This window comes from Nocardiopsis sp. iso_40 (assembly GCF_056173285.1).
This window is the reverse complement of sequence record NZ_CM149666.1, coordinates 947,952-967,697: the sequence shown is the minus strand read 5'-3', so window position 1 is coordinate 967,697 and position 19,746 is coordinate 947,952. Positions and strand designations below refer to the sequence as shown.

Here is a 19,746-nt window from a genome sequence, read left to right as displayed (position 1 = left end):
TCTAGGCCCGGTCCGGCTGCGCGGCGGGGGCGGGCCGCGCCGGAAGCACGACACTGCGCACCACCCCGGCCGCGAGGGCGGCCATGGAGCCGAACAGGAAGAGGTAGTTGACCAGCTTGGCGGAGAACACGATGTCGCCGCCGGGCAGGTAGCCGAGCATGCCGAGCAGGGCCGCCACGTAGCCGACCGCGAAGCCCAGGGCGCCGGACTGACGGCGGCTCCCCCACCCGGCGAGTCGGCACACCGCGTACAGCAGCACCAGGAAGGCGAGCACGGCGAGGACGCTTCCGGCCTTCGCCGCCGCTCCCAGGTTCCAGAAGTGGGCGAGCCACCCCATCCCGAACCCGGACAGCACCCCCACGGTCAGGCCCGCAACGAACAGGACCGCGAAGGAGAGCACGGTCATCGCCGAGGACACGAACGGGTGCGGGCGGCTTTGCGGCGTCTGGGCCGTTTCAGGAGTGGTCACGGAAGACGAGGGTAGGCGCTCCGGGACGGGTGCGGAGCCGCACCCCGGACGTGTCGTCCGGCCCGGCCCTTCGGGTTCACAGACCGGCGAAGAGGTCGGTCTCGTAACCGTCCTCCCCGGCCTTGGGCGGCGGGCCCATCAGCAGGGTGAAGTGTTCGACGGCGTCGATCTCCTGGGCGATGCCGTTGGACAGCGCGAACCGTTCCCCGTCCACGGTGATCTGGGTGGCGTGCGCCCGCATCGCCAGGGCCTTGGCGGCCCAGTGGCCGGTGGCGTCGACGCGGGTGGTGACGACCTGGTCGGGGGTGCCCCGGGCGATGTCCGACACCTCCCGGGGCGGGGTGAAGGGCCCCGCCTCCTCGTTGAGCCGGGCGATGGACTCCTCGATCCGGGAGATCGGCTGGGCGATCGCGTAGAGCTTGCCGACCTGCCAGGGCGTGCCGGGCATGGCCCGCTCGTTGGCCTTGGCGCAGGCCCGCCGGGTGACCCGGTGGGCCTGGATGTGGTCGGGGTGGCCGTAGCCGCCGTGCTCGTCGTAGCTGACCAGGACGTGCGGCCGGACCTCGCGGATGATCTCGGCGAGGCGTCTGGCCGCCTCCTCGACGTCGGCTCCCCAGAAGGCCCGGGGGTGCCCGTTGGCGGGGCCGCCCATCATCCCGGAGTCCCGGTAGTGTCCGGGGCCGCCGAGGAAGCGGTGGTCCCGGACCCCCAGGGCCACACAGGCCCGGTCGAGCTCCCCGACCCGGTACTCGCCAAGGGTGTCCTCGCGGTCGGAGGTCAGGTGTGCGAGGTCGGCGGGGATGACCTCGCCCTCCTCGCCCAGGGTGCAGGTCACCAGGGTGACCTGGGCCCCCTCGGCCGCGTACTTCGCCAGCGTGGCACCGGTGACGATGCTCTCGTCGTCCGGGTGCGCGTGCACCATCATCAGTCGCCTGTCCATCACCCAGCGAACAATACCGGCCGGATGCGCTCTTCCCGGCCCAAACGGCCGCACCGGTCCGCCCGGGAGCGGGGCCCGCATGGAATGGGCCACAATCTGCGTATGAGCTTTCCTCGCCAACAGGCCCGAACCCAGCGCTTCACGATCGGAGTCCCCCGCGCGTTCCAGATCTCCCCGGACGGGGCGCGCGTCACCTTCCTGCGCGGGCGCAGCGGCACGGACAGGGCGACCTGTCTGTGGCTGTACTCCGCCGAGGCGGGCACCGCGACGGTCCTCGCCGACCCCAGGGAGCTCGGCGCCGACGACGAGAACCTGCCTCCCGAGGAGCGGGCCCGCCGCGAGCGGATGCGCGAGCACGGCGGCGGCATCGTCTCGTACACGGTGGACGACGCCTTCACCCGTGCGGTGTTCACCCTGTCCGGCCGGGTGTTCTACGTCGACCTGGTCGGCGACGACACCGAACCGCGTGAGCTCCCGGTGGCCAGCCCGGCCGTGGACCCGCGGATCAACCCGGCCGGCGACCGGGTGGCCTACGTCCACCGGGGCGCGGTCCGGGTCGTCGACCTCGCGGACAACGGCGACGAGGACCGCGACCGGGTGCTGGTGGAGCCGGACGGAGAGAACGTCACCTGGGGTCTGGCCGACCTGGTCTCCGCCGAGGAGATGGGACGGGTGCGCGGTTTCTGGTGGTCGCCCGACGGCGGCTCTCTGGCGGTCAGCCGGGTGGACGAGTCCGAGGTGAACCGCTGGTTCGTCGGCGACCCGAACCAGCCGGGGCAGGAACCGCAGCCGCTGCGCTACCCGGCGGCCGGGACCGCCAACCCGGACGTGCGGTTGGCCGTGCTCCCCGTGCCGTCCGCGACCGCCTACCGGCGGGACGGCCGCCCCGAACCCACGCCGATCGAGTGGGACCGCGGGGAGCTGCCGTACGTGCCCACCGTGGCCTGGACCAGCGGCCCGGACGGCAACCCCGTCCTGGTGTTCACCGCGCAGAGCCGTGACCAGCGCACCCTCAGCCTGTTCAGTGCCGACCCCGCCACCGGGCTGGTGTCGGCCACCCGGACCGAGAGCGACGGCGTGTGGGTCGAGATCATGCCGGGCGTGCCGGACTTCACCGCCGCGGGCGAACTGGTGTGGATCGGCCGCGAGAACGGTGACGGCGAGCGCCGGGTGTACGTGGGCGAGCGCGCGGTCAGCCCCGCGGGTGTGTACGTGCGCGGTGTGGCGGGCGTGGACGGCGACCGGGTGCTGTTCTCCGGTTCGCCGGAGGGCCGCCCCGGCGACCAGTCGCTGTGGCTGGCCGACACCCGGCTGGGCACCTGCGCCCCGGTGGAACTGCCGGACGGCTTCGGGTCGGCCGGGGGCTCCGACGACGGGCACGGGGGCGTGCGCTCCGGTCGGCTGCGCGGTGACACCCTCGTGGTGCAGCACCGGTCCCTGGACTTCACCGGGGTGCGGACCCTGGTGGTCCGCAACGCCAGTACCGAGACCCGCCGCACCCGCGGTGAGATCGAGAGCCTCGCCGAGGTCCCGGAACTCCCGGACCCGCGGGTGGAGTCCTGGCTGGCCGGGGAGCGGAGGATCCCGACCGCGCTGCTGCTGCCGTCCTGGTACCGCGAGGGCGACGCGCCCCTCCCGGTGCTGGTCGCCCCCTACGGCGGCCCGCACGCCCAGCGGGTGCTGAACGCCCGCGGCGCCTACCTGTCGTCCCAGTGGTTCGCCGAGCAGGGGTTCGCGGTCCTCATCGCGGACGGGCGCGGCACCCCGGGCGTGGACCTGGCCTATGAGCAGGCGGTCCACCACGACCTCGCCGAACCGGTCCTGGAGGACCAGGTGGCGGCGCTGGAGGACGCGGCGAAGCGGTTCGCCTGCCTGGACCTGACCCGGGTCGGCATCCACGGGTGGTCGTTCGGCGGGTACCTGGCGGCGCTGGCGGTGCTGCGCCGCCCGGACGTGTTCCACGCGGCGGTGGCCGGAGCCCCGGTGATCGACTGGGCGCTGTACGACACGCACTACACCGAGCGCTACCTGGGGACCCCGCAGGAGCAGGAGGAGGTGTACGCGAAGACGTCGCTGACGGCCGACGCCGCCAAGCTGGAGCGGCCGCTGATGCTGATCCACGGCCTGATCGACGACAACGTGGTGTTCGCGCACACCCAGCGGATGTCCGAGGCCCTGCTCGCGGCGGGCCGCCCGCACACGGTGCTGCCGCTGGCGGGCGTGACCCACAGCCCGTCGGACCCGGTCACCGCGGAGAACCTGCTGCTGTTGCAGGTGGACTTCCTCAAGGAGAACCTCCGGGGCGAGTAGCGACTGGTCCTTCCCCGAGCCGGCGGCCCCGGCGCCGTGTGCCCGAACAGGGCGCGCGGCGCCGGGGCCGTGTTCGTGGCGGGGCGGTCAGAAGTTGGGGTCAGGGGCGCTCCGGGAGGATCTCGTCCTCGGCGGGGACCTCGACCTCCACTGGCTGGTTGAACCGGAGGAAGTCCACCTGGTGGGTGTAGGTCAGGGGCTCACCTGCGTCGTTCACGGAGCCGTTCCCGGGAACGCCCTCCAGGACGAGTCGGACCGGGTAGCCCTCCTCGGAGATCCAGAGTTCGTATCCCGTCTCCATGGGTTCGCGGTCGGGGAGCCACCGGAAGCCGTGGACGAACGTCCCGGTGTAGTGGTGCCCGCCGCGTTCGAGCGGATTCTCGTCGCCCAACAGCTCCGGGGGGATGGACTCGTCGCCGAACGTGTTCGTGCCCTGGTGGACGGCCTGCGCGTCCTCGGCCAGGATCCCCTCCATGGGGAGGAGCAGTGCCTCCCACTCCGCCCGGGGCTCCCTGAGCGGGCCGGCGTGGGGCCCGGGGTCCAGGTAGTAGTCCTTCACGTTCCCGCCGTCGGCTCCTCCCGGCATGTCGCTGAAGTGCACGAACTCCTCCAGCCCCGCCCCCAGGGCGAGCACACCGGTCCCGGTGGGGCCGAGGTAGCTGGCCCGGGTCATCGCCGGTACGGGGTCCTCGGTGTACAGGTAGTGGGTCGGTGTGGAGTCCCCGACGTCGTTGCTGTACCGGTACTCATAGGTGGTGAAGCTGGACGCCCCCAGGGCCAGCTCGACCGCCTCGGCCACCACCGCGTCCACGTCCTCGGGGTCCTCGGCGACGGTCGGTCCGGAGGACTCCTCCTCCGTCTCCTCCGTCGCGGCCTCTTCCGTCATGGTCTCTGCCGCCTCCTCCCCCGGGCGGACCACCAGCCATCCGCCGAGCAGCGCGGCGGCCAGCACCACCGCGGTGCCGGACAGCAGCGCGGGCTTTCGCACCCGGCTCACCCCGCGGGGTTCGGGGGCCCGCACCCCCGTCCACTCGGCGGCCAGGAGCGCCGCCACCGCTTCCGCCGGATCCCCGCCCCGCCCCTCGGTGAGTTCCCGGAGCAGCAGGAGCGCGGTGGGCCGCTGCTCGGGCTCCTCCGCCAGGGCCCGCCGGACCAGCGGTACCAGCTCCTCGGGGAGGGCCCCGAGGTCGGGGGCGGCCACGGCGTCCCCGGACGGTTCCCATCCGGTGGCGGCGAACCGCACCAGGCACCCCCAGGCGAACACGTCGGCGTAGCCGGTGGCGGCGTCCGCGCCCCTCTGCTCGGGCGCGGCCCAGCGCGCGGCGGCGACCCGTCGACCGGTGGCCCCGGCGACCCCGAGGTCCACCACCCTGGGCCCGGACGGGGAGAGGACCACCTTCGTCGGGTCCAGGGAAAGGTGGGTGGCCCCGACGGCGTGCCCGGCGGCCAGTGCCTCGGCGAGCCCCGCGGCGAGGGCGGTGAGCATGCCGCCGGTCAGCGGACCGTGCTCGGCGACGTGTTCGGCCAGGGTCCGGCCGGGGACGTACGCGGCGGCCAGCCAGGGGACGGCGGCCCGAACGTCCGCTCCCCGGTAGGCGGCGGTGCACAGGGAGCGGACGCGGGCGAGTCGGCCGACCTCGGCGGTCAGTCGGGAGCGCGCGTCCGGAGCGTCGGCGAGCTCAGCGGAGACCAGACGGATCGTGGCGGGGGCGCCGTCGCCGTCCAGCCCGAGCAGGACCGTGCCCGCGGCGTCCCGGGCGATCCGCCCCACGATCCGGTAGACGCCCAGCCGTTCGGGGTCGCCCTTGGCTGGAGGGGTCGCACCCGGAGGCAGGCGGTCACGGTCGAAGGGCGTGTTCCCGCCGGGGTTCGGGGAACGGGTGGGCGTGCTGGGCGAAGGGTTCACGGGACGAATTCTCACGATCGGGGGTACGGAGGAAGCACCGGACACGGTTGGGGTTCGGAGGAGCGCCGGGGACGGTCCGGAAGGGTCAGATGCCCCCGATCCGCGGCCGGTTCATCCTGTCACTGCCGGTCCCCGCCCCCGCCCGGTCGTGAACCGGCCCGGGGCCGCGTCTACCGCCCCGAGCCCGGCCGAGACCGTGCAGAAGACAGGTCTAGCCTGGTGGCATGCGTTCGTACACCCCGCTGGCGGCTCTGCTGGCCGACCTGCTCTGCGTGCTCGTCTTCGTCGTGGTGGGCAAGGCCGACCACGCGACCGGCCTGGCGCCGGCCGCCGTCGCCGGGACCGCGTGGCCGTTCCTGGTCGCGTTGGCCCTGGGGTGGGTCGTCACCCTGGCGTGGCGCTCCCCTGGCCGGATCTGGCCGACCGGGGTCCTGGTGTGGGCGGTGACGGTCGCGGGCGCGATGCCGCTGCGCCTGCTCGGCGGGGAGGGGGCGCCGTTCTCCTTCGTAGTGGTGACCTCCCTGTTCCTGGCCGTGACCATGCTCGGTTGGCGGGCCGCGGCCCTGCTGGTGGCCCGGCGGAGGCGGCAGGGCCGGCGTCACCCGGGGCCGTGACTTGCACGGGGACGTCCGCCCGGGGGTACCGAGCCTTCACCGGCCCACGGCCGGGCGCCGGGTCAGGCCGGACGGAGCCGTGGTCTGCTCGGGCGGCCCCGGGCGGTTCGTAAGCTGGAAGCGATGAACGAGCACCCTGTACCCGAGGCCGCCGCCGTGCTGCCCGAAACCGCCGCCGCGACGCCCGCCGCCCCTGCCCCCGGGGAGGACGAGGCGCGCGAGGTCGGTGTGGGCCCGTGGCCCGGCCCCTGGCCCGAGGGCGACCACTACGATCCTGAGCTGCTGGCCAACGGCGACCGGCGCAATGTCGTCGACCACTACCGGTACTGGCGCCGTGAGGCGATCATCGCCGACCTCGACACGGTCCGACACGAGTTCCACGTGGCCGTGGAGAACTGGACGCACGACTTCAACATCGGATCGGTGGTGCGTACCGCCAACGCCTTCGGCTGCGCGGCCGTGCACATCGTGGGCAAGCGCCGCTGGAACCGGCGGGGCGCCATGGTGACCGACCGGTACCAGCACGTCCACCACCACCCGGACACGGAGTCACTGGTGGCGTGGGCCACCGAGCGCGGCCTCGTGCTGGTCGGGGTGGACAACCTGCCCGGCGCGGTCCCCCTGGAGACCTATCCGCTGCCGCGCGACACCGTCCTGGTGTTCGGGCAGGAGGGCCCCGGCCTGTCGGAGGAGGTGCGGAAGGTGTGCGCGGCCGTGCTGTCGATCGCCCAGTTCGGTTCGACCCGGTCGATCAACGCCGGCGCCGCGGCCGCCGTGGCCATGCACGCCTGGGTCCGTGCGCACGTGTTCGACCAGCCGGTCGCCGCCGGGGCAGCCGCCCGGCAACCGTGATCGCCCCGCTTACCATGAGCGGGACGCCCCCTACCAGAAAGCAGCCAGGATGAGTCCGATCGTCGCCTCCACCGCCCGTGCCAGCACACTCGACGACGTTCCCGGGGTGGCCCGGGTGCTCAGCCGTTCGCTCCACGACGATCCGCTCTTCCGCTGGCTCTTCCCCGAGGAGGAGACGCGGATGGCCAAGGTCCGCCGCTTCTTCGCGCTGGCTGCCGGGTTCGGTTACGTCCCCGCGGGTGACACCCGGGTCGCCGAGACCGCCGAGGGCGCCGGCGCCGCCCCGGTGACCCGCGCCGCAGCGCTGTGGGCCCAGCCGACGAACAACCCCGAGGGCCCCCTGGTCTCCCTGCGCACCTGGCCGCACTGGGGTGCGCTGATCGGTCGCGCCCGGTTGGCCGCGTTCGTGCGGGTCTTCGCCGAGTGGAAGATGGCCTCCCCCCAGGAGCCCCATCTGTACCTGGCCGCGCTCGGTGTGGACCCGAGCGCCGAGGGCACCGGGGTGGCCGGCGGGCTGCTCACGGCCGGGCTGGACGGGGCCGACTCCCGGAGCCTGCCGGTGTTCACCCAGACCCTCAACGACAAGAGTGTCGGTTTCTACGAGCACTTCGGTTTCCGCTGCGTGCACGAGGTCCCGCACCAGGGCGTCGGGACCAGCTACTTCCTGCTCCGACCGGCCTCCTGACCCGGCGGCCCCGGGGCGCCCGGACCCTTCCGAAAAGCCACCCGCCGTGATGTTCCCGTAATCTAACATGAGCGGTGACGAGCCCCGGGAAGAGGGAGACAGCGCGTATGGCACCCGTCGCCACCACCGTCGGATCGGTCCGCACCGCAACCATGGACGACGTCCCGGAGGTGGCCCGGGTGCTCGGCCGGGCCTTCTGCGAGGACCCCCTCTTCCGGTGGCTGTTCCCGGACCCGAACCCGCGCATGGCCCGTTCGGTCCGGTTGAGCGCCCTGGAGGCGGGGTTCGGGTACGTGCCCCGCGGCCGGGCCGACGTGTTCGAGGCCGAGGAGGACGGGCGCCGGATGGTGCGCGGCGCGGCCCTGTGGGCCCCTCCCGGGGGAAACGCGGAGAGCGCGGCCACCGTGCTGCGGTCGCTGCCGCACCTGGCCGCGCTGGTGGGCCTGAGGAGGCTCCCGGAGGTCCTGGGCTACTTCGCGGAGCTGAAGGCGTCCGCCCCCGAGGAGCCGCACTGGTACCTGGCCACCCTGGGCGCCGACCCCGTGGCACGTGGGACCGGTGTGGGATCGGCACTGCTGCGCGCGGGCCTGGCCCAGGCCGACGCGGACGGGGTCGCGGTCTACCTGGAGACCATGAACCCGAGCAACATCGGCTATTACGAGAGGTACGGCTTCCGCGTCATGCGGGCGGTCAACGACCCGCCCTTCCCCTCTACCCACTGCATGCTCCGCCCCGCCGCCTGACCGCCTGTCGGCGCCCCCTGGAAGGGTGGTGCCATGCTGATCGTGATGGCCGGGATGCCCGGCGCGGGCAAGAGCACCGTGGCCAAGGAACTCGGGCGGCGCCTGCCCGCCCCCGTACTGTCGGTCGACCCCGTCGAGGCCGCCCTGTGGCGGGCCGGAATCCACCGCTCCCAGCCCACGGGCTTGGCCGCCTACGCGGCTGTGGAGGCGACGGCCGCCGACGTCCTCGCACTGGGACAGACAGTGGTCGTGGACGCCGTCAACGACGCCGAGGCCGCCCGGGAGCAGTGGCGCGGGCTGGCCGGGCGCCAGCGCGTCCCCCTGGCCTGGATCGAGGTGGTCTGCTCCGACCCCGACCTGCACCGCAGCAGGTTGCAGGGGCGCCAGCGCGACCTGCCCGGCTTCCCCGAACCCGCGTGGGACTCGCTGGCCGCGCGCGGATCGGGACTGGCCTCGTGGGACGACGAGCGCCTGGTCCTCGACTCCGTGCGGGACCTGGAGACCAACGTCGGGGCAGCCCTGGACCGGCTGCGCCAGCCCTTCCGGAACTGACCCCGCGCACGCGAACGGGCCGCGCCCCGAGGGGCGCGGCCCGTACACACGACCGGGTAACGGTTAGCTGATGCCCTTGCTGAGGGAACCCAGCAGGTCGCGGTTGAGCTGGGAGATGGTGTCCAGCGGGATGCCCTTCGGGCAGACCGCGGCGCACTCACCGATGTTGGTGCAGCCGCCGAAGTCCTCCTCGTCGTGCTGGTTGATCATGTTCACCACACGCGAGGCCCGCTCCGGCTGCCCCTGCGGGAGCATGCCGAGGTGGGTGACCTTCGCCGCGGTGAACAGCATGCCCGAGGCGTTCGGGCAGGCCGCCACACAGGCGCCGCAGCCGATGCAGGTCGCGGCGTCGAAGGCGCGGTCGGCGTCCGGCTTCGGGATCGGGTTGGCGTGGGCGTCCGGCGCGGTACCCGTCGGGGCGCTGATGAAGCCGCCCGCCTGGATGATGCGGTCGAACGAGCCCCGGTCGACGACCAGGTCCTTCACGACCGGGAAGGCCTTGGCCCGCCACGGCTCCACCGTGATGGTGTCGCCGTCCTTGAAGCTGCGCATGTGCAGCTGGCAGGTGGTGGTGACCTCCGGCCCGTGGGCCTCACCGTCGATCACGACACCGCAGGCACCGCAGATGCCCTCACGGCAGTCGTGGTCGAAGGCGACCGGGTCCTCGTTCTCGAGCGTGAGCTTCTCGTTGAGAACGTCGAGCATCTCCAGGAAGGACATGTCCGGCGAGACGTCCGTGAGCTTGTACGTGACCATCCGGCCTTCGTCGTCACGGCCCTTCTGGCGCCAAACGCGCAGGGTGATGTTCACTTGTAGCTCCGCTGCTTCATCTCGACGTACTCGTACTCCAGGGCTTCCTTGTGGAGCACGGGCTTGCTGTCCGTACCACCGAACTCCCAGGCGGCGACGTAGGCGAACTCGTCGTCGTGGCGCAGGGCCTCGCCGTCCTCGGTCTGGCTCTCGGCGCGGAAGTGGCCGCCGCAGGACTCACGGCGGTGCAGGGCGTCGATGCACATGAGCTCGCCCAGCTCCAGGAAGTCGGCCACGCGGTTGGCCTTCTCCAGAGCCTGGTTGAACTCCTCGTTCGTGCCCAGCACCTTGACGTCGCGCCAGAACTCGGCGCGCAGCTCCCGGATGAGGTCGATGGCCTTGCGCAGGCCCTCCTCGTTGCGCTCCATACCGCAGTAGTCCCACATGATGTGGCCGAGCTCCTTGTGGAAGGAGTCGACGGTGCGGGAACCGTTGATGGAGAGCAGCTTGTCGATCCGGGAGGTGACCTCCTCCTTGGCCTTGACGGCCTCGGGGTGGCTCTCGTCGAGCTTCTCGAAGGGGCCGTCCGCCAGGTAGTCGTTGATGGTGTTCGGCAGGACGAAGTAGCCGTCCGCCAGACCCTGCATCAGCGCACTGGCGCCCAGACGGTTGGCGCCGTGGTCGGAGAAGTTGGCCTCACCGGTCACGAACAGGCCGGGGATGCTGCTCTGGAGGTCGTAGTCGACCCACAGGCCGCCCATGGTGTAGTGCACCGCGGGGTAGATGCGCATCGGAACCTCGTACGGGTTCTCACCGGTGATGCGCTGGTACATGTCGAACAGGTTGCCGTACTTGGCCTCGACGGCGTCCCTGCCCAGACGCTCGATCGCGTCGGCGAAGTCGAGGTAGACGCCCAGACCGCCGGGACCGACACCGCGGCCCTCGTCGCAGACGTTCTTGGCGGCACGGGACGCGATGTCGCGCGGCACCAGGTTGCCGAAGGCCGGGTAGATGCGCTCCAGGTAGTAGTCGCGCTCGCCCTCGGGGATCTGGCGCGGGTCGCGCGTGTCGCCGCCCTCCTTGGGCACCCAGATCCGGCCGTCGTTGCGCAGCGACTCGCTCATCAGGGTCAGCTTGGACTGGTAGTCGCCGCTGACCGGGATGCAGGTCGGGTGGATCTGCGTGTAGCAGGGGTTCGCGAAGTGCGCGCCCTTGCGGTGGGCGCGCCACGCGGCGGTGACGTTGGAGCCCATCGCGTTGGTCGACAGGAAGAAGACGTTGCCGTATCCGCCGGTGGCCAGGACCACGGCGTCGGCGAAGTGCGTCTCGATCTCGCCGGTGACCATGTCACGGGCGATGATGCCGCGCGCCTTGCCGTCCACGACGATGACCTCGAGCATCTCGTGGCGGGTGTTCATCTGGACGGTGCCCGCCGCGATCTGCCGCTCCTGCGCCTGGTAGGCGCCGATCAGCAGCTGCTGGCCCGTCTGGCCGCGCGCGTAGAACGTACGGGAGACCTGCACACCGCCGAAGGAGCGGTTGTCGAGCAGACCGCCGTACTCACGCGCGAACGGCACGCCCTGGGCCACACACTGGTCGATGATCTCGACGCTGGTCTGGGCCAGGCGGTAGACGTTCGACTCGCGGGAGCGGAAGTCACCGCCCTTGACCGTGTCGTAGAACAGCCGGTGGATGCTGTCGCCGTCGTTGCGGTAGTTCTTCGCGGCGTTGATGCCGCCCTGCGCGGCGATGGAGTGCGCGCGCCGGGGGCTGTCCTGGTAACAGAACGAGACGACGTTGTAGCCGGCCTCGCCCATGGTGGCCGCCGCGGCGGCACCGGCCAGACCGGTGCCGACGATGATCACGGAGAGCTTGCGCCGGTTCGCGGGGTTGACCAGCTTGGCCGAGAAGCGGCGCTTGTCCCAGCGCTCGTTGATCGGTCCCTCGGGCGCCTTCTCGTCGCGGATCGGGGCGCCCTCGATGTAGAGGTCGTTCTCAGACAATTAACTCACCAGTCCAAAGGTGACCGCCAGGGGCGGAAGCAGGAAACCGACGGTCACGACCAGCGCGATCACCACGGCGACGGCGTTGATCTTGCCCTGACGGCTGGCCTTGTTGGCGCCCAGAGTGGCCATGCCGCTCCAGATGCCGTGCCGCAGGTGGAAGCCGACAGCGATGACCGACAGCACGTAGAAGAGGGTCACATACCAGAACTCGGGCTGGAACCCGTTCACGAGCCGCTCGTAGGGGCTGTCGGACTTGCCGCCGGGCGCGATCGCGTTCACCGTCAGGTGCAGGATGTGGAAGATCACGAAGAGCGCGATCAGCACACCGCCCCAGCGCATGGTGTAGGAGGAGTAGGTGCGCTGCACCCGCTTGCGCACCGCGTAACGGTGCTCACGGGCCCTACGCGCGCGAATCGTCAGAACCGCCGCCGAGTAGATGTGGATCAGGACGCTCGCGAGGAGCACGATCCGGAAGATCCACAGGAAGCCGCTTTCGGGCAGGATCGGGTAGCCCAGCTCGCGGAGACCGTGGGCGTAGCCGTCGAAGGACTCCTGGCCAGCGAAGACTTTCAGGTTGCCGTACATGTGCGCGATCAAATACAGCACGAGGATCGCACCGGAGGCCGCCATTGCTGACTTGAGCGCCACCGTGGACCCGTAGGCCGTAGACCGCTTCTTGGTCAAGGTACTGTTCGCCACAGCCTGCCACTCTAAATTCGGGTTAAGTCCAACGTCCAAGTCATCGGGACCCTGGCCTCCATAGCCATAGGCTATGGATCATGCAGTTCCAACAGCTCGCCTACTTCGTCGCTGTGGCCCGCACGCGCCATTTCACCCGCGCAGCCGAGCTTTCCAGCGTCGCCCAGCCGAGCTTGAGCAAACAGATCCGGAGCCTTGAGCGTGAGTTGGGTGCGCCGTTATTCAGTCGTGCTCGGGGAAACATCACACTCACGCCGGCCGGCGAGGCGCTGCTCCCGCTGGCCCAACGCATCCTCACCGACCTGGAGACGGCCCGCCGCGAGGTCGCCGAGCTCGCCGGGGTCCGCCGGGGCCGGGTCCGCCTGGGCGCCACCCCGTCCCTGTGCGCCGGGTTGCTGGCCGACGTGCTTTCCGATTTCCATACCCGCTTCCCCGGCATCGAACTCCACGTGGAGGAGAGCGGTTCCCGCGACCTCATCCGCGACCTGGGCCGCGGCGAGCTGGACATGGCCCTGATCATCCTCCCGCTGCACAGCAGCGACCCCGACTTCTCGACCACGCCGATCCTGCGGGAGAACCTGGTGGTGGCGAGCCCCACCGCACAGCCCTCGCCGAACGGGCGCGCCTCGATGCGCATCACCGAACTCCAGGGACGGCCCCTGGTGATGTTCCGCCGGGGGTACGACGTCCGCGAGGCCACCCTACGCGCCTGCCGGGCCTCGGGCTTCGAACCGGAGCTGGCCGTGGAGGGCGGCGAGATGGACGCCGTGCTGCGGTTCGTGGAGGCCGGGCTGGGCCTGGCGGTGGTGCCCAGCATGGTGCTGCGCAACCGCCCCGGCCTGCGCGGGACCCCCCTGGCCCGGCCCCGGCTGCTGCGCACGGTGGCCCTGGCCCAGCGCAGGGACGTGGAACCGTCCCACTCCGCGGAGGCCTTCCGCCACCACCTCCACGGGTACCTGTCCTCGATGTCGCCCGAGGACCTGGGGCCCGACCTGGAGGTCCTCCTCTCCGCCGGGAACTCGGGCGAACCCGACCGGGAGGGGGTCCGGTTCCCGGACGGGACCGGCGACCGCGACTGATCCGACATCGGCAGCTTCGCCCGCTCTGTCAGCGACCCTCCTCTGAACCCGGGGTGCTTCTCCCCCGCCGCCCGCTGGGTGAAGCTGGTCCCTCCCGCCGCCGGCGCGCCCCACCGGGCCCGCCCGGGAGGCACCCATCCTCTACGCGGAACGTGGTCGCAACATGAGGCTCAGGTCGATTTCCCGCAAGCAGATCGTGCTGGCCGCCGTCGGGCTGGCCGCCGTCGCCGTCGCCGTCAGTCCGCCGGGGCCCGCCCTGGCACTGGCCTTCGCCGGGCTCGCCCTCCTGGCTCTGGGGACCGGGCGTCTCGTGGAGGAGCGGTGTCGGCACCTGTCCGAAGAGCTGGGAGAGGTCCGCGCACGGCTGGACGGAATGGCCCGCGAACGCCGGGACGAACTGAGTACCGCACGCAAGCGGGACGAGCGGCTCCGGGAGACGATCCAGGAGGCCGCTGACTCCTGCGCGGACCGGACCGTGGAGGGGTGGGCACTGCGGGAACGGTCCCTGCGGGAGCGGGGCCCCGCACCGACCCGAGCGGAGAAGCGTCTGGCGAGCGCACAGGACCTGCTCTGGGCCGGGTACAGCACCCTGGGAACGGACCAGCTCCGCGCCCTGGGTTCGGACGGCGGGGCCAGCCCCGGGGTCCGGGCCGAAGCGCACAAGACCCTGTCCAACTGGCACCGCGCCACGGGGGGATCCGAGCACGCCCGCAACCACGCCCACCTGGCCGACCTGGCCGCTCCCCGGGACGCCCGGGGTTCGTCGGGGGTGCCCCTGCTGCTGACCGCCCGGGTGCGTCCGCCCGCACCCTCCCAGCACTTCGACGTGGTGGTGATGTCCGACTTCCGGCTTCCCGGGGGCACGACCGGCAGCAACCTCCAGGAGATCACCGCCCAGCGGCGCGCGGGACTGCGTACCGGCCTGGTCCACCATCCGGCGCTGTCCGGAGACCAGTCCCTGGGCGTCAACCCCAAGGTCCTGGCCGCCGTGGACAACGACCTCGTCCGTTTCGTCGCCCCCGACGAGCGGGTGACCTGCGACCTGCTCGTGGTCAGGTTCCCCCTGATCGGGCAGCGGCCGTTGGACGTGCTGCCCTCGGTGGAGGCCGCACGTCGGATCGTGGTGCTCAACCAGACCCCGCTCCGGCGCTACGGAGTCGAGGAGGCCAGGAACGAGGCGTGGGACGTCGCCCGCTGCGCGGAGGGGTTCCGGAGCCTGCTCGGAGAGCACACCTGGTACCCGGTCAGCCCACGGGTGCGCGAGGCGATGGTCTCGCACCACGGCGCGGAGATGGCGGGGATACCGCTGGCCGACGAGGACTGGACCAACATCATCGACCTGGACGCCTGGCAGCGGGAGTCCCGGCGCGCGCCGGACGGCCGGGTCCTGCTCGGCCGGCACTCGCGCGACCACCGGGACAAGTGGCCGGGGGAGCCGGCTGCGCTGACCGCCGCCTACCCGGGGCTGCCGGGCTGGGAGACGCACGTCCTGGGCGGCGCGAAGGCGCCCGAGCGCGTCCTGGGGGTCCTGCCCGACCACTGGCGGGTGCACGACTTCGACTCCGTGGAGGTGCGCGACTTCCTGCACGGTCTGGACGCGTACGTGTACTTCACCGGGGAGGGCCACCTCGAACCCTTCGGCCGGGCACCGCTGGAGGCCATCGCCGCGGGCCTGCCGACCCTGCTGCCGCACTCCTTCGAACCGGTCTTCGGCGCGGCGGCGCTCTACACCGACCCCGCGGGGGTCCGGGCCGAGGTCGAGGCGCTGATGGCAGACGGGGAGCGGTACGGGCACCAGGTCGAACGCGGGCACGAGGTCCTGCGTGAACGGTTCGGCCACCGGACCCACCTGCGTCGGCTGGCGCGCCTGGGGGTCAGGGTCCCGGCGGAGTTCCTGGAGACCGCCGACCCGATGCCGGTGCCCTGAGAGGCGGTGTCCGCCGTCGGGCCGCGGCCCCGGGCAGCCCGGGCGCCGACCCGAGCACTCGGGTGCGGGCCGCACCGGGCTCAGAAGCCGCGGCTGGTCCACTCCTCCAGGTGCGCGGCGGCCTCGGCGACGGTGGTGGAGTCGCCGTGTCCGGGGTGCACCACGGTGTCTCCGGGCAGGTTGGCCAACTGGTCGCGGATGGACGCGATGATCGTCGGAAAGTCGGACGAGGGCTGGCCGGTGGCCCCCGGCCCGTCCGGGAAGAGGGTGTCCCCGCTGAAGACCACGCCGAGTTCGGGGGCGTGGAAGGAGACCCCGCCCGGTGTGTGGCCGGGGGTGTGCAGGACGGTGAGCTCCACGTCCCCGGCACGCAGCACCTCGCCGTGCAGCAGCGGGGCGTCGGGTTCGCGGTAGGGGTGGACCTGCTGCCACAGCTCGGCGTCGTCCGGGTGGAGCAGGATCGGGGAGTCCGTGAGCTCGGCCAGGGCCACCGCCGCGTTGACGTGGTCGCCGTGCCCGTGCGTGCACACGATCGCCATGAGTTCACGGTCCCCGAGCCCCCGGGCGATGCGCTCGTGGTCATGGGAGGCGTCGATCACCACCGCGCTGTCGTCGTTGCCGACGATCCACACGTTGTTCTCGACGTTGGACTCGGTGCCCTCCACACTGAGGACTCCGGAAGTACGTAGCCGCTGGACGGGGGAAAGGGAACTCACTGGCTCACCACCTGACGTCTCACGGGGGCTGGAGCTTCGAGCTTATCCCGCCGGTCCCCCCGCGCACACACCGTTCCGCGCCGGTCACCCGGGTGTCGGGGAATTTCCCGCGGCGGGCGGCGGCGTCCTTCCGGCCAGGCCCCCGGTCAGGTGCTCGGGGCGTCGAAGTCGCGGCGCAGGGCGTAGGGCTGGATGAGTCCGAGGCCGTGCGCGTGTCGGGCCCGGACCTTGACCACCTGGAGCCCCTCCTCCTCTTCGAGGCTCTCGGCGAGCGCGTCGTCGATGAGTACGGTGCCCGGGCGGGCGAAGGAGGTGAGACGGCTGGAGCGGTTGACCGTGGTGCCGAAGACGTCACCGTGCAGGGTGAGCACCGGCCCGTAGGCGACCCCCACCCGGACGTCGGGGACCTCCACGTGCGTCTTGACCCCGGAGGCCAGGCGCAGCGCGATGTCGGCGGCCTGGAGCGGTGAGTCCGCGACGTAGAGGACCTCGTCGCCGAGGGTCTTGACGACCCGACCGCCGCCGGAGGCGACGATGTCGGCGGCCGTGGCCTCGAAGCCCTCCACGACCCCGGCGAGCTCGACCTCGTCGAGTTCACGGCTGAGGGTTGTGAAGGAGACCAGGTCGGCGAAGCCGACGATCAGCGGGTAGTAGTTCGGCACGATGTCGTGGCCGTTGGACATCACGGCGAGGGTGCGCGCGGTGGAGGCCGCGAGCTGACGGCGCCAGATGTGCAGCAGCAGGCGCTCGACGTCCGGCAGGAGCTCCTTGACCTGGTTCATCAGGGGGCTGGCCGCGGCGCTGTCGTTGCCGTCCTTGAAGATGAGCGTGCTCAGGATGCTGGTCTGCCAGTCGGCCAGGCGGGCCATGGTCTGACCCATGGCACGGGCGAACCGGACCACGCCCTCCTCGTCGAGGATGCCCTCCTGGAGCAGGGAGTTGGCGATACGCAACGCCTCGACATCGCTCTCGGCGAAGATGATCGAGTCGTCACCCAGGGTGGGGAAGCCGAGGGCGCGCCAGACGCGCCCGGCCAGTTCGGGATCGGCTCCGGCGAGCTCGACCGCCTGTTCCCTGGTGTAGACCGCTTCACCACCGAGCAGGACGGACTCGATCGCTTTCGGGTCAGGACGCGACGGCATACGTTCTCTTTCACGGGACCTTCCCCGCCGCGGCGGGGAGCAATCTCTTTGTCACCGGCCGGGGGGCGCGGTGTCGGATCCGTCACCAGCTTACGCCCGCGGCCTTCCGGGTCAGGGGGCCGCGGGCCACCGGGGACGGTTGGTCAGCCCTGGGGGCCATCCGGGTAGTCCGGCCGCTGGGCCACGTTGACCTGGCGGTAGATCTCCGACTGGAACCACTGGGGTCGGGGCACGCGCTGGAGGACCATGCCCTCCTGCTCTGATGCCGACTGAATGGACAACGTTCCGTACCGCATGATCCGTTCCCAGAGCGTGATATTGAAGGAAACATCGTTGACCCTGGTCAGTGGCATGTCACGGCCCTGCTTGGAGAGCATGCCCTCCCGTATCATCAGCCGCCGGTTGGTGAGGATGTAGACGGTGGTGGCCCACCGCAGCATGGGGACGAGCCAGAAGGCCAGCGCGGCGACGAGACCGACGCCCGCCGCGACGGCCCCGGCGACCGGCCCCCAGTCCTCGTTCCAGGGGACGAAGAAGAGGGCGGTGCCCACGACCGCGACGATCAGCAGGAGCGCCACGAACTCACCCACGAGGACGGTCCAGTGCTGGCGTGCGACGTAGACGAGTTCCTCGTCGTCGGAAAGGTAGCGGTCCGCGATAGCCATAACGGTGATAATGGCACAGGGCGCCCCCGTGCGGGAGAGGCGAGTTTCTCCCCTGTGGACGACCTTTTCCGGGCTCCGCGGCCCCGGTTCCCGTTCGGCGGTCTCAGTCCCCCGGCCGGACGTGCACGACGTCCCCGGCGCTGAGCGCCTGTTCGCCCCCGGGACCCGCCACCAGCAGCCGGGCCCGGTCGTCGACACCGGTCGCGGTGCCCTCCAGGAGCCGGTCCCCGGGCAGGTGGACGCGGACACCGCGCCCGATCGTGACGCACACGTCCCGGTACTCGGCGGCCAACCCGCTGGCCCCGGCGTTCCCCCCGGCCCCGGTCCAGGCCGTGTAGCGCTCCTCGAACCCGGCCAGGACCGCCGCGAGCAGCGCGTCCCGGCCGGTTCCGGACGCGCCCTCGGCCCGCAGCGAGGTCGCGGTCGGCACCGGGAGCTCCCCGCGTTCCTGGGCGACGTTGAGGCCCATGCCCACCACCACACCGAGCCGGGCGGGGTCGGAGAAGTCGGCCTCGGCGAGGATCCCGGCGAGTTTGCCCTCTCCCCCTCCCCCGGCACGAGGACGTCGTTGGGCCACTTCAGGACGGCCCCGACCCCGGTCATTCGACGGACCGCGGCGACGGCGGCCGCCCCCATCATCGGGGAGAGCCAACCCAGGAAGTCGGGCGGCACGGCGGGCCGCACCAGCACGGAGAAGGTCAGGGCGGCCCCCGGCGGGGTGGTGAACCCGCGCCCGAGCCGCCCCTTCCCGGCGGTCTGGTGTTCGGTGGCCAGCACGGTGCCCTCGGGCGCCCCCGCCTTGGAGCGGGCGATCAGGTCGGTGTTGGTGGAACCGGCCTCGGGCACCACCTCCACGCTCCGCCAGAGCCCGCCGGGGCGTACCGCCGCGGCCGTGATCGCGGCCCGGTCCAGAGGGGGGGTCTCACTGCTGTGTTCACCGGTCATGGCCCCATTACAGCAGCGCCGGAATCCTCTGTGGACAACCCTCGGAGGCGGGTGCGCCCCGGTTAAGCTGAATCCAGCACACAGGTGATCGTGCATTGCTACGTTCAGCTACTGGAGGTGTCGCGACAGATGACCATCGCGGAATCGGAGACTGCGCTGAGCATGCCGTCTCACTGGGAAGTCCTGTTGCGCGCCTGGGAAGAGCTGGACCTGCCCGAAGGGTGGCGGGCCGAGATCATCGAAGGCGCGATCAGGATCATGACTCCCCCCAAGGACGAGCACGCCCATATCGTCGCCCTGCTCAACAAGTGGTTCATCCGCGAGACCCTGCGTGAGAACAGCCCTCTCGCGGAGGCGAGTGTGCACCAGAACATCGACCTCCGTGTCCCCTGGCGCAGCAGCCTGTACATCCCCGACCTCGTGGTCCTGCCGGGCTCCATCATGGTGCGCAGCTCCGAACATTCCGCCGAGGACGCGCTCCTCGTGGTCGAGGTGACCTCCAGGAGCACCGCGAAGAAGGACCGCAAGCCCAAACTGTGGGGCTACGCGCACGCCGGGATCCCCCTGTACCTGCTGGTGGACCGCTGGGACCCGGAGAGCGGCAGGGGCGAGGTCACCCTCTTCTCCGATCCGGAGAGCGGCCGGTACACGAGCATCACCAAGGTTCCCTTCGGCAAGGAGATCCACATCCCGGACCCCTTCGACCTGACGCTCGACACCGGCGCGTTCCCCGCCTGAACCGCACC

At 71.6% G+C, this 19,746-nt stretch carries 18 protein-coding genes and 1 pseudogene; 9 read left to right on the top strand and 10 right to left on the bottom strand.

Going from position 1 to position 19,746, the window contains the following annotated elements:
- Position 1: 1 nt before the first annotated feature.
- Both AC0VYD_RS04230 and mshB read right to left on the bottom strand, forming a co-directional pair.
- Positions 2-406 (bottom strand): hypothetical protein, encoded by a 405-nt coding sequence (locus tag AC0VYD_RS04230; protein WP_475478683.1) that lies wholly within the window; start codon positions 404-406, stop codon positions 2-4.
- A 139-nt stretch (positions 407-545) separates the two neighbouring features.
- On the bottom strand, positions 546-1,412 hold the full coding sequence (gene mshB, locus AC0VYD_RS04225; RefSeq protein ID WP_475478682.1) for an N-acetyl-1-D-myo-inositol-2-amino-2-deoxy-alpha-D-glucopyranoside deacetylase: 867 nt from the start codon (positions 1,410-1,412) through the stop codon (positions 546-548).
- Between the two features lie 99 nt (positions 1,413-1,511).
- Here mshB and AC0VYD_RS04220 point away from each other — a divergent pair, with 99 nt between their 5' ends.
- Complete coding sequence (locus AC0VYD_RS04220) at positions 1,512-3,719, top strand: S9 family peptidase (RefSeq protein ID WP_475478681.1); 2,208 nt, start codon at positions 1,512-1,514, stop codon at positions 3,717-3,719.
- A 100-nt stretch (positions 3,720-3,819) separates the two neighbouring features.
- Here AC0VYD_RS04220 and AC0VYD_RS04215 read toward each other — a convergent pair whose 3' ends face one another.
- A complete protein-coding gene (locus AC0VYD_RS04215) occupies positions 3,820-5,625 on the bottom strand; it encodes a serine/threonine-protein kinase (protein WP_475478680.1) in 1,806 nt (601 codons plus the stop codon).
- Positions 5,626-5,849: 224 nt separating this feature from the next.
- Here AC0VYD_RS04215 and AC0VYD_RS04210 point away from each other — a divergent pair, with 224 nt between their 5' ends.
- From AC0VYD_RS04210 to AC0VYD_RS04190, 5 genes are all read left to right on the top strand, one after another.
- Positions 5,850-6,239, top strand: coding sequence for a DUF3054 domain-containing protein (locus AC0VYD_RS04210; RefSeq protein ID WP_475478679.1), 390 nt, complete (start codon positions 5,850-5,852; stop codon positions 6,237-6,239).
- 123 nt (positions 6,240-6,362) lie between these two features.
- Positions 6,363-7,091 carry a TrmH family RNA methyltransferase gene (locus tag AC0VYD_RS04205; RefSeq protein ID WP_475478678.1) on the top strand — a complete coding sequence of 243 codons (729 nt, stop codon included), beginning with the start codon at positions 6,363-6,365 and terminating at the stop codon, positions 7,089-7,091.
- Positions 7,092-7,140: 49 nt separating this feature from the next.
- Positions 7,141-7,776: a GNAT family N-acetyltransferase gene (locus AC0VYD_RS04200; RefSeq protein ID WP_475478677.1), complete on the top strand. Its 636-nt coding sequence runs from the start codon at positions 7,141-7,143 to the stop codon at positions 7,774-7,776.
- Positions 7,777-7,883: 107 nt separating this feature from the next.
- Positions 7,884-8,519 (top strand): GNAT family N-acetyltransferase, encoded by a 636-nt coding sequence (locus tag AC0VYD_RS04195; RefSeq protein WP_475478676.1) that lies wholly within the window; start codon positions 7,884-7,886, stop codon positions 8,517-8,519.
- A gap of 33 nt (positions 8,520-8,552) precedes the next feature.
- Positions 8,553-9,071 (top strand): P-loop nucleotide/nucleoside kinase family protein, encoded by a 519-nt coding sequence (locus AC0VYD_RS04190; protein WP_475478675.1) that lies wholly within the window; start codon positions 8,553-8,555, stop codon positions 9,069-9,071.
- 63 nt (positions 9,072-9,134) lie between these two features.
- On the opposite strand, the gene AC0VYD_RS04185 is transcribed toward AC0VYD_RS04190, so the two are convergent.
- From AC0VYD_RS04185 to AC0VYD_RS04175, 3 genes are read right to left on the bottom strand one after another with little or no spacing between them, the layout of a single operon-like run.
- Positions 9,135-9,881: a succinate dehydrogenase/fumarate reductase iron-sulfur subunit gene (locus AC0VYD_RS04185; RefSeq protein WP_475478674.1), complete on the bottom strand. Its 747-nt coding sequence runs from the start codon at positions 9,879-9,881 to the stop codon at positions 9,135-9,137.
- The gene (locus tag AC0VYD_RS04180) at positions 9,878-11,824 is read right to left on the bottom strand and encodes a fumarate reductase/succinate dehydrogenase flavoprotein subunit (protein ID WP_475478673.1); all 1,947 of its coding nucleotides are present in this window, start codon (positions 11,822-11,824) and stop codon (positions 9,878-9,880) included. Before AC0VYD_RS04180 ends, AC0VYD_RS04185 begins: the two co-directional genes overlap by 4 nt.
- Positions 11,825-12,475 carry a succinate dehydrogenase cytochrome b subunit gene (locus tag AC0VYD_RS04175; RefSeq protein WP_473041046.1) on the bottom strand — a complete coding sequence of 217 codons (651 nt, stop codon included), beginning with the start codon at positions 12,473-12,475 and terminating at the stop codon, positions 11,825-11,827.
- A gap of 131 nt (positions 12,476-12,606) precedes the next feature.
- Between AC0VYD_RS04175 and AC0VYD_RS04170 the strand changes: the two genes are divergently transcribed.
- On the top strand, positions 12,607-13,605 hold the full coding sequence (locus tag AC0VYD_RS04170) for a LysR family transcriptional regulator (RefSeq protein ID WP_475478672.1): 999 nt from the start codon (positions 12,607-12,609) through the stop codon (positions 13,603-13,605).
- Positions 13,606-13,768: 163 nt separating this feature from the next.
- Positions 13,769-15,532, top strand: coding sequence for a glycosyltransferase family protein (locus tag AC0VYD_RS04165; protein WP_475478671.1), 1,764 nt, complete (start codon positions 13,769-13,771; stop codon positions 15,530-15,532).
- An 80-nt stretch (positions 15,533-15,612) separates the two neighbouring features.
- Here AC0VYD_RS04165 and AC0VYD_RS04160 read toward each other — a convergent pair whose 3' ends face one another.
- The 4 genes and pseudogenes from AC0VYD_RS04160 to AC0VYD_RS04145 all read right to left on the bottom strand — a co-directional run bounded on the left by AC0VYD_RS04160 (position 15,613) and on the right by AC0VYD_RS04145 (position 19,000).
- Complete coding sequence (locus AC0VYD_RS04160) at positions 15,613-16,248, bottom strand: MBL fold metallo-hydrolase (RefSeq protein ID WP_475478670.1); 636 nt, start codon at positions 16,246-16,248, stop codon at positions 15,613-15,615.
- Positions 16,249-16,394: 146 nt separating this feature from the next.
- A complete protein-coding gene (locus tag AC0VYD_RS04155; RefSeq protein ID WP_191268538.1) occupies positions 16,395-17,390 on the bottom strand; it encodes an adenylate/guanylate cyclase domain-containing protein in 996 nt (331 codons plus the stop codon).
- Positions 17,391-17,533: 143 nt separating this feature from the next.
- Positions 17,534-18,055 carry a PH domain-containing protein gene (locus AC0VYD_RS04150; protein ID WP_475478669.1) on the bottom strand — a complete coding sequence of 174 codons (522 nt, stop codon included), beginning with the start codon at positions 18,053-18,055 and terminating at the stop codon, positions 17,534-17,536.
- A 103-nt stretch (positions 18,056-18,158) separates the two neighbouring features.
- Positions 18,159-19,000: pseudogene (locus tag AC0VYD_RS04145) on the bottom strand (biotin--[acetyl-CoA-carboxylase] ligase).
- A 129-nt stretch (positions 19,001-19,129) separates the two neighbouring features.
- Between AC0VYD_RS04145 and AC0VYD_RS04140 the strand changes: the two are divergent.
- Positions 19,130-19,738, top strand: a complete 609-nt coding sequence (locus tag AC0VYD_RS04140) for a Uma2 family endonuclease (protein WP_475478668.1) — start codon at positions 19,130-19,132, stop codon at positions 19,736-19,738.
- Positions 19,739-19,746 lie beyond the last annotated feature (8 nt).